Origin of the sequence: Arcobacter sp. CECT 8985 (assembly GCF_004116495.1) — a bacterium.
GTDB lineage: Bacteria > Campylobacterota > Campylobacteria > Campylobacterales > Arcobacteraceae > Malaciobacter.
This window is the reverse complement of sequence record NZ_PDKC01000004.1, coordinates 108,185-117,881: the sequence shown is the minus strand read 5'-3', so window position 1 is coordinate 117,881 and position 9,697 is coordinate 108,185. Positions and strand designations below refer to the sequence as shown.

Here is a 9,697-nt window from a genome sequence, read left to right as displayed (position 1 = left end):
CACTTACAAATACTACTTCAAACTCATAAGGTTTATTTACTTTACTAATCCCATTTAGTTTATATACACTTAAACTCTCATTTAGTATATCTGGCAAGTCACTTCTATAGTTTATCAGTCTTATTCTTGATTTTATGTTTTGGTTGATCTGTTTTCTAAGAGTTTTATTTATTTGTGATAATTTTGACATTAAGATACCTTATAGTAATTCATTATAAAAATCATTTATAAAAATAAGTTTTATAATAAATTAGATATATGGGGAAACCCCATATATTTAAGCGTTAAGCCCAACACCAATTCTCCAGTCATCTTCACCTGAAGTACTTGCTGTTTCATGTCTCCATGTAATTTTTCTATATGCAAAAGATACTTTTTCAAGTGGTGCAACTTGAGTTTTTGCTAAACCTTCCTCATTATCCATATAAGAAGAGATATCTACAATAACAGCATCTTCTAATTTGATAGTAAAGTAATGTTCAGGTTTACCTGCATAACTAGTTCTATACCATTTTAATTCAACTTCAGTTAATGTTTCACCTTTTGTTAAAGCATTGTATAAAAGAGGTGAACATTTATCAAATATTTTTGAAATAACTAATGGTTCGTGAACTCTTTGACCTGATGGTTGCCCTGATTGAGGATCTCTAGGAATTTTAATATCATGAGAAAAACCTTTTATTAAAGCTTCATTTTCATGACCTTTTTGATAAGAGTTTCCTACAGACTCTGGAGTAAATGTACCTTCAGTTATTAAACCTTGAGTACTACCTTTTATCGAAATAAAAATTGGATTGTTCATTCGTTTTCCTTATTAAATTTTAATAATGTGATTTTACCAATAAATAATTAAATAAATTATTAAAATACTAACTAAAATAGAAAAATTTTAGAAATTTTTCATATATATTCGATTTTTTTACAGTTCTATCTGATTTTTTATACATTAAATTCCTTTTAAACCAAAATCTTAATAAAAAAGGTACTTTTAAAATATTGTTTAAGATAACTTTATTGTTATTAATTTTTATATTATTTAATGTAAATAGTTCAAAACAAATACTTGCAATAGAAAAATAATCAGATTCTATTGTTGGTAACTCATTTTCTAAGATTTCAGGAGCACAATAATTTGGATTGTATGCTTTTACATTTGAATAATTTAGTTCAATTTCTTCTTCATTTTTAATTGATTTTGATATACCAAAATCAATTAGTGTTAAGTGATTTTGATCATTAATAATTATATTTGAAGGATTTATATCTGCATGAATTATGTTATTTGAATGTAAATAATTAATTGTTTTTACTAATGTTTTAAAAATATCAAGTTTAAACTTTTTACTCATTTCAAAAAAAGGAAGATCTTTTAATAGTTTTCCTTCTATGTACTCAAGAATAATATAAGGTATATTAGATTTTTTATCAATTCCAAAATCCAATACTTTTACAATATTAGGATGGTTAAGTTTTCTTAAGAATCTATATTCACTATATAATAAAGTTGATACATCTTTATGTTCTTTTAATTTACTATTTGGAATTTTTGCAACAATATTTGATTCATATTTAAAATGTAAGTCATATAAATCATCAACTTTATATACATCACATAATCCACCCTCTCCTATAAGTTCTTTTAATATATATCTTTTATTTAATATATTTGACATTTTAGTTTGTTTTTGTACTTTTTTTATAAGAGATTTCATTTGAAACTTTTACCTATTAATAATGCAGTAATATTATCTTCTGCTTTTGTTTTTAGAACATTTTTTATTAAAATATCCATGCTTTTATCAATATCTTTTTGTCTCATAGAATATAAAATAACATCTTCAGAAATAAAATCGTATAAACCATCTGTGCAAAGTAGAAATTTATCATTTTCATTTATATAAAATGTTCTTTTTTCAAGAGATAACTTTTTATTTGGTGCATTAATTGCAGAAGTCAAAACTCTTTGTCCATTTAATTGTTTTGCATGATCTTTTGTGATGCATTTTAAACTATTTTGAAATAAATAACATCTACTGTCTCCACAATGAATACAAATTGCTCTATTTTCAAATATATATAATAAGACAATAGTTGTACCTATAATATCAGAAGAATTAATATTAACTTTCTTTTGTAATATCTTATGTGCTTTAACAAGACAATTTTGTATTAATTCAATATTTTGAGAAAAAGAATTAGAAAAAATAATATCTTCAAATAGATCAGTAATTAATCTACTTGCAAAATTGCCATTACTATGTCCTCCCATTCCATCACATACAATCCATAAACTATTTTTATCATCACATAAAAAAGAATCTTCATTTAATTCTCTTTTATATCCAGGGTGCGTAAAATATGTACTATCAAACTGCATTTATATACTCTTTGATAGTTTAAATGTTGATAAGTAATTGTATTTTGTAAAGGCTTGACTTGTTTCGCCTTTTAAATAAAATGAACCTGTATAACGTTTATCTTCATATTTTATTACCACTGAATTATTTGATTCTTTTTTTACTTTAAAATTGTTAAATACTTGTAATAATGCCCAATCATTGTCAAGATATTTTGCAACAACTTGTTTACCTTTTAAATTATACAAATTAAACTTTACTACACTATCTAAACTATTTGCAGGCCAATTTATTTTTTGACTTTTTATTGGTCCATGTTCATAATATATGTTATTCCCATTGTATTCAAGTTGCATTGTTGCAAGATTACTACCTAGGATATAAGGTTTAACATTTATTGTAAAACCTAAAGAACCACTATTTCTAAAAAATGCTTTTTTAATTTTAAATGATTTTATAAGAGCACTAATAAAATCTTTATTTATACTAATTGATGTCCCATCTAAATTATTTAATTTATAAGTATTATTTAATTTATTAATATTTATAAATAAAGATACATAGTTTTTATAAAAACTATCGACAATACCATCTTTTTTGAAGAAGTCATTAAAGTCTTCTAATTTCACATAATCACTTTTTGTATTATATATAGGATATTTTGAAGCTAATTTTTGTTGATAAAATAGATATACATCTTCTTTATATTTTTTATTCATATAGTTTTTTGCTTGAGAAAGTACAAAATACCAATTACTTTGTAATAACTGTTTATAAAGTTTATCTATATGTATAGGCAAATTATTAAATGATATTACTATTGGTTCAACTCTACCTTGAACTCTATCTTTAACTAATCTAAATGCTTCAAAAGTAGAGTTTACTGAACTATCTATTGATACCATTGTTTTATAAACTTTATCTAATTTTGAGGTTGCATTGGCTAATTGTTCTTGTGGTTGGTCATTTTTATCTACTAATTGAACATATGGTTTAAAAAATTCTCTTAAATTTTTTATACTTTTATTATCAACTATTTGATTTTTTTCAAGTGCATTTTTTGCAAGAGCTCTTCCTATTCTTCCAGGAGCAACTGTAGTTGCAACAGCTTTAGTAACATTATCGTTTGACATTGCTTTTAATCTTAATTTCTCTTGAGGTGTATAGATATTAGTATTTTCCTTTATTGCACTTATTACATGATAAATAGGAGAATTAGCTGAACTAAATATTGATAGTTGGTTATTTAACTCTGTGATTCTATATTTTTTAGGTATATTTAACATAGAAATAGCTTTTAACCACTCTTTTTTATATTCTGAATAATATAAATTTAATATTTTTTTATAGCTTTCACTAATTTGTGCTTGTGTGAGTTGTGATTTTTTACCTAAAACCCAGTTATTTTGAAGAACACTTTTTACTAGATCTCTACCCTCTTTCATCATAAGGGAGTGCCCCTCTTTTGTGAATAAGCCATTGATTTTATAATTTGATCCATCAAATATACTTGGTGTTTCAAAAGTTTGAGAAAAACTAAAATCTTTAAGATTAAAAGTCTGTATTTTTGTTTTTAAACTTTTATAACTAAGTGCATCTATTCCTGATTGCATTAGGTTATTTCTTGCAACTTTTAATAAATCTTTATTTAAATTTTGAGGTTTAAAACCTTTATTTAAAACATTTGCCCAATGATAATTTAAATTGTTTTGTAAAGATGGATAATCTTTATATAAATCATTCCATCTTTGTGACATATAATTTTTTAGAAACTCTTTATCAATTTTATCTGTTCTATTTAACATTACATAAGCTTTTGTATTTTTCCATGTTAAATCAAAGTTATTTAAATCATTTTTTATTTGTGATTGTATATCAAGTTCTACTCTTTTAAGTAAAAGTGTTTTTAAGTCATTATAATATATTTTTTCAAGTTGATCTCTTCTATCATCTGCTTTATAAAATATTAGATTATAAAAACTGTCTCCAATCTCCTGTTTATCAAGATTTTCGATATTTTTTAAATTATCTAAAATTAAAGCAATATGATCAAAATTATCCGAAGCAAAAACTTTTTGTCTATTAATTTGATATTTTAAAAACTCTTTTTCTATTTTTTCTATTGTGTTATTTTGTGAAATAAAATCTTGTAACATAAATGTCGTAGAAAATATAACTAGAATAAAACTTGCAGCATAAGCAATTATTTGATTTCTTTTGAATTTCTTTTTATAATTTTCATCCATTTTTAATATTTCAGATTCAGGGAATATAATATCATTTAATAATTTCTTTATAAAAAGACCTTTTGAATCTCTACTATAGTCAAGTTGATCTTCAGTTATTAAAGCATTTTGGTTCTCTTCACAAGGTACACTAGTAAAGTATAGTCCTCTTAACATTAGAGGTTTTCTATATCTTGTTTGTGCAAAACACATATCTATAAATAGAGTTGTTTTTTCAAATATTTTAGATAGATTATTTGTAAATAGATATGTTTTAGGACGATTGTTCTCTTCCCATTCATAATGTAATTTTGTTAAAATTGAACTATTTAGTCTTTTTAATAACTCTTCAAGTTTTGGTTTTACAATAACCGTATCAATGTTTTTATCTTTTTCATCAAAAGTAATACCTAATATTTCATCTTTCTCATCTTCTTTTAAATCATTAAAATATTCATTAAAACCTTCGATTTTATCAGATTTTGTAATAATTAGATATATTGGAATACTAGACATGAAAGCGAAAGATAATTCATCAAATCTATCTCTTAAATCTTTTGCATATTGTTCTAATTCTTTTTCATTATAATCGATAAGTTTTTCTATACTAATTGTTAAGATTATTCCATTTATAGGTCTTCTCCATCTTTTTTTTACAAATAGATCAAGAAATTTTTTCCATACAAAAGGATCTTCTTTATTTTGTTTTTGTTCAATATAATTTCCTGGAACATCTATAAAAATAGAGTGTTCAGCAAAATACCATTGAAAATTTTCACTGTTAGATTCTTCTACTACACTTTTAGTATTATAATTTACATTTAAAGGAAAATTTAACCCTGATGATTCAATAAGAGTAGTTTTTCCTTCACTTTTATCACCCATAACCAAATACCATGGAAGTTCATATTTTGCTCTTCTTTTATTTTTATATAAAGATGATTTTTTTATTATTTTGATTGCTTCTTTAAATTTAGTTTTCAAATCATTAACTTTTTTATTAATAATTTTTTTAAACTCAGTTTCTACTTCTTTTTTCTTTTTCTTCTCTTCTATAATCTCTTTTGTCTCTGGTTTTTTAAAAACAAGAATAAGTAATATTGATATAATAGTAATAGATATAATAATAGATGAAATAAGTAATCTACTTGATAAACTTTTTAGACTATCAAATAAATAAGGCCAAAGAAAAATTATAAGTAAAGATAAAATAAATGATATAGTTATAGCCCAAAAATAAAGGTTTTTATATAGTGGTTTTTTCATTAATTACTCTCTTTTTCAATTTTATTAAATACAAATTGATTTGAATTCTTTTGTAAAGTATTTAAAAGGTTATTGTTTTGCGAATTTAAACTAATAGATAATGATGTATATATTATAAATAATAAAGCAAAAATACTTCCTGCTAATAAAGGATAAGAAAGTTTATCAAATAGCCTAAATTTATCTTTTGATGGTTCTTGTTTTGTATAAAAAGATAAGGGTTCTTTGCCTTGTACTATCATTATTTGTTTAAAAAGACTATCTTTTATATTATTAAGTTCAATTTGACCTCTATTTACAACTCTGTATTTACCTTCAAAACCTAAAGATAAACAAACATACATAAATTCTAATATATGAATATATTTAGCAGGTGTTTTTAAAAATTTATCCATTAAATGAAAGAAGTTCTCTCCACCATAAGTTTCATTGTGAAATATACTTAATAAACTATTATTTGCCCAATCATGTTGTTTACCAAAATATGTGGAATTTACCATTTCATCAACAAAAGTACATAAAATATATCTTGTAACTAATACTTCTGTTTCTGCAATTTCAAACTCATTTGCTTTTTCTTGAAACTGATTTATCTTCGTTACAAAATTTTCTCTTACGTTATTTATATCAAGATATTCATCATCTTTACTATTAAGTGTATATATATATTCAAAAATAGGAATAGATGCACTTATTATAGGATTAAAACTAATTTCAAAATCATTTATATTAAAATCTTTGTTTCTTTTGAAATAAGAAGCTTGTCTTTTTAACTTTGTATATGTTTTTTCTATATCTTTTGAATCAAAGTTAGTTAAATTTACATTTTCATCTGCAGTTACTAATATTGTCTTGTTACTCATTATTTACTCTTTTATTACCCAAAGTGAATATGAAATATTTTCAATTTTTGTTGATAAATGAAATGCAAAACCAGCTGACTTTGTAAGCTCTTCTCTGTTTTCTTTTGTTAATTCTATTTTAAAATATAAATGGTTTACTTTATATGGAATCTCTTTTGGGGCTAAAGGAAGTGATTTTAACTTAAAGCCAACAAGATGAAAGTTTACAAGGTTTTTAATAGTTTCTATAGTTCCTATTTTTAAACCTGTAGTTAATGTCTCTTTTAATTTTGAAGTCGGAACATCTGCACTAACAGCAAATATGAAAGATGAGTTTTCTAATATTTTTTTATCTTTTATTGGAATTATATGAATACCATATTTTTTCTTTTCTATATTTAAAGAGAAACTATTTTGATCTAATACCATACTTAACATATCTTTTATTTTTGAAATTATTAAATTAAAACTCTCATTTTGTTCATAATGATTATATTTAACTAATTGAGTGTCTCTTCTATCTTTTTTCATAAAAACAGCTAATTCTGATGATAAAGAAGATAATTCCAAAAATAGATTGTCAGGATGGATTTTTTCTTGAGATAAATAAAAATCAATTCTTGCATATGCTTTATTTAATAATTGAAGCATTAAATAATGCCCTAATTCAGTTGATTGTAGGGTATTGTCACTTATCTTATCAGCAAGTTTTTCACATCGATAATTTATCATTGCAGCTAATTCTTTTATTTGTGAAATTAAAAAATTGCATGAATCTAAATGTAAAAATGTAGGCTCAAATGTATCATCTAAAGTTATATTTTCAGAAGTTGATACATTACTTATTTTTGCTATTTTTAATTTTTGTAATCCACCATTAATATCCTCTTCAAATTGAAGTTTAAAATTATGTTTAGCTACAACTAAATCACTTTTACTAATTTCTCCTGCATTTATATTTGGGATATCTTTTATAATAGCTGCTTTATATCTTGTATTTAAACTATTCTGTTCTTCAAAGTGTATATCATCACTGTGCTGAGTATAAATTGGTAGAGTTAAATATATATATTTACCCACATCAGATGCTTTAATATCTATTACTAATTGAGTATCTTTAACTGAGATATTAAACAATGTACCATCTGGAAATATACCACTTGCATTTTTTATTAATATTTTACCTGTATTTAAAAGATTCTCATCAATATCTAATTTGAAAAGTCCCCAATTATTAGCCCTACTTTCAATTGTTCGAGTTTTAAATTCATAATCATAATATCTATCATTTTGTTGAAAATGCTGAGGTCTAATAAATAACCCCTCTTTCCATACTATTTTATTTTCCATTTTTAATCCACTCTTTTTATTTTAAAGTCTTTTACTTCTAGTTCAATATAGTTGTATTTGTCTTTTTCTAAATTAATTACATATTTCCATTTTTTATTGTTGTCTAATTTCCTAAAATTTCCAATAACTCCTAAAAATCTAGTATCTTTATCAAATACAATTTTATATGTTTGCTCTTGCAAAGGTGTTATTACATGTTTTGTTTGAGAAATTAAATCATCACCTAGTTTTTTGCCTCCATTTTTTAATAAAGTCCAATAGTCATACTTCATAAATTTTTCAGCTGATTTTAATTCGTAAAAAGTAAGCATTAAAGGTGAAGAAATATCATCTAAATCAGGGTTTAAATCCTTTTTTGAAGTTACTACTAACTCAAGATGTGTTGGTTTAGTTGAACATCCTGTAAATATTAGTAATAATAGTATTATAAGTACTGCTTTTATTCTCATTTTTACTCCTTATACCGATGTAAGTTTTATTGTATATAAGATATTTTTGTACTCATCTACAAAATCATCCATAATCATATTTTGTGCTTGTGTCTTATCTTTATCAAAGTTATTAAACATATTTATATAACAATTCCATAATTGATGTTTTTTAGGTAATAAAGTTTTAATTTCATTATTTTTTTCAAAATAATATTCTAAGTTTTTAGGTGAAAATTTGTTTGCTGCAATATGAACTAAGTTTTTTGAAGTCCTATGAAGCGCAATATTATGAGTATTTAATTCTTTAAAAGATTTTGAAATAGCATCAGAAAGATTTAATTTCTGATTGTCATTTATATCTATAATATTAAGAGCTAACTGTCCCATTTTTACAGGATTTTCATTTATATGAAGTTTATGCTCATCTACTTTCAAATCCTTTGTTATTTTTTCTTTTATTAGTAAAGAATGCTTTAATCCTTCAAGGCTATTAATTACAATATCACATATTTCATTTGTAACTTTTTGTTTTTCCTCTAAAGATAATTCTTCAAACTCAATACCTAATTTTGAAGCCAAAATATTAGTTATATCAAAGTTAGAAGTTTCATTTTGTTTGGTGTCTAATTCTACTTGTTTATTTTCTTCGTGTTTATATGTATCCACATCAATATGGTTATCTAATATATCATCATGTGATTGTTCATCTTCATCATATATTGTTTCAATTACAGTCTCTTTTGTATCTTCTTCAAACATATCTAAAACACTATTTGAAGGTTCTTCATATATATTATCTTCTTCATAAATAGAAGAATTCATAATTTCATTATCATCTAATAAAAAATCATCTGGAATTAACTGTTCTTTTTCATTATCTGAATTATCAAAAGATGAATATTCTTCTTTAATATATCTAGCTTGTAGTTCATATTCCCCTACAATAAAAATATCAGATTCATTGATTTCATTTAAAGAATTTTTAACCAATCTTTTAAAAGGATGCTTTAAAAAAGTACCATTAGTACTTACATCTTCAATATAATAAGTATTGTTTTTGTAGTGTATGTTAAAATGATTACTAGAAATGATATTTTTACTATCAATTAATCTATTATCTAAACTTTCATCTCTACCTACATTACTATTTTGTTTATTAAAATGAAAATTTCTTTTTAAAATTTTTTCTTGAGGGTGCTTAATTATATCAAGTATAAGTTTCATCT

General features: G+C 23.5%; 9 protein-coding genes. All 9 read right to left on the bottom strand.

All coding sequences use genetic code 11. The features are described 5' to 3' along the window. On the bottom strand, nt 1–190 hold a 190-nt coding region (locus CRU93_RS03625), incomplete at its 3' end, for a hypothetical protein (RefSeq protein ID WP_164967610.1). 87 nt (nt 191–277) lie between these two features. Beyond that, nucleotides 278–802: an Hcp family type VI secretion system effector gene (locus tag CRU93_RS03620; protein ID WP_129102819.1), complete on the bottom strand. Its 525-nt coding sequence runs from the start codon at nt 800–802 to the stop codon at nt 278–280. Between the two features lie 67 nt (nt 803–869). Then, nucleotides 870–1,712 (bottom strand): serine/threonine-protein kinase, encoded by an 843-nt coding sequence (locus CRU93_RS03615; protein ID WP_129102818.1) that lies wholly within the window; start codon nt 1,710–1,712, stop codon nt 870–872. Continuing rightward, the gene (locus CRU93_RS03610) at nt 1,709–2,377 is read right to left on the bottom strand and encodes a PP2C family serine/threonine-protein phosphatase (protein WP_129102817.1); all 669 of its coding nucleotides are present in this window, start codon (nt 2,375–2,377) and stop codon (nt 1,709–1,711) included. The genes CRU93_RS03615 and CRU93_RS03610 overlap by 4 nt, the downstream gene beginning before the upstream one ends. After that, nucleotides 2,378–5,848: a type VI secretion system membrane subunit TssM gene (gene tssM / locus CRU93_RS03605; protein ID WP_129102816.1), complete on the bottom strand. Its 3,471-nt coding sequence runs from the start codon at nt 5,846–5,848 to the stop codon at nt 2,378–2,380. Continuing rightward, on the bottom strand, nt 5,848–6,711 hold the full coding sequence (gene icmH, locus CRU93_RS03600; RefSeq protein ID WP_129102815.1) for a type IVB secretion system protein IcmH/DotU: 864 nt from the start codon (nt 6,709–6,711) through the stop codon (nt 5,848–5,850). The genes tssM and icmH overlap by 1 nt, the downstream gene beginning before the upstream one ends. 3 nt (nt 6,712–6,714) lie before the next feature. Continuing rightward, on the bottom strand, nt 6,715–8,040 hold the full coding sequence (tssK, locus tag CRU93_RS03595; protein WP_129102814.1) for a type VI secretion system baseplate subunit TssK: 1,326 nt from the start codon (nt 8,038–8,040) through the stop codon (nt 6,715–6,717). Nucleotides 8,041–8,042: 2 nt separating this feature from the next. After that, entirely contained in the window at nt 8,043–8,489 is a 447-nt protein-coding gene (gene tssJ / locus CRU93_RS03590) for a type VI secretion system lipoprotein TssJ (protein ID WP_129102813.1), read from the bottom strand. Nucleotides 8,490–8,498: 9 nt separating this feature from the next. Continuing rightward, entirely contained in the window at nt 8,499–9,695 is a 1,197-nt protein-coding gene (locus CRU93_RS03585; protein WP_129102812.1) for a type VI secretion system-associated FHA domain protein, read from the bottom strand. Between the last annotated feature and the right edge of the window lie 2 nt (nt 9,696–9,697).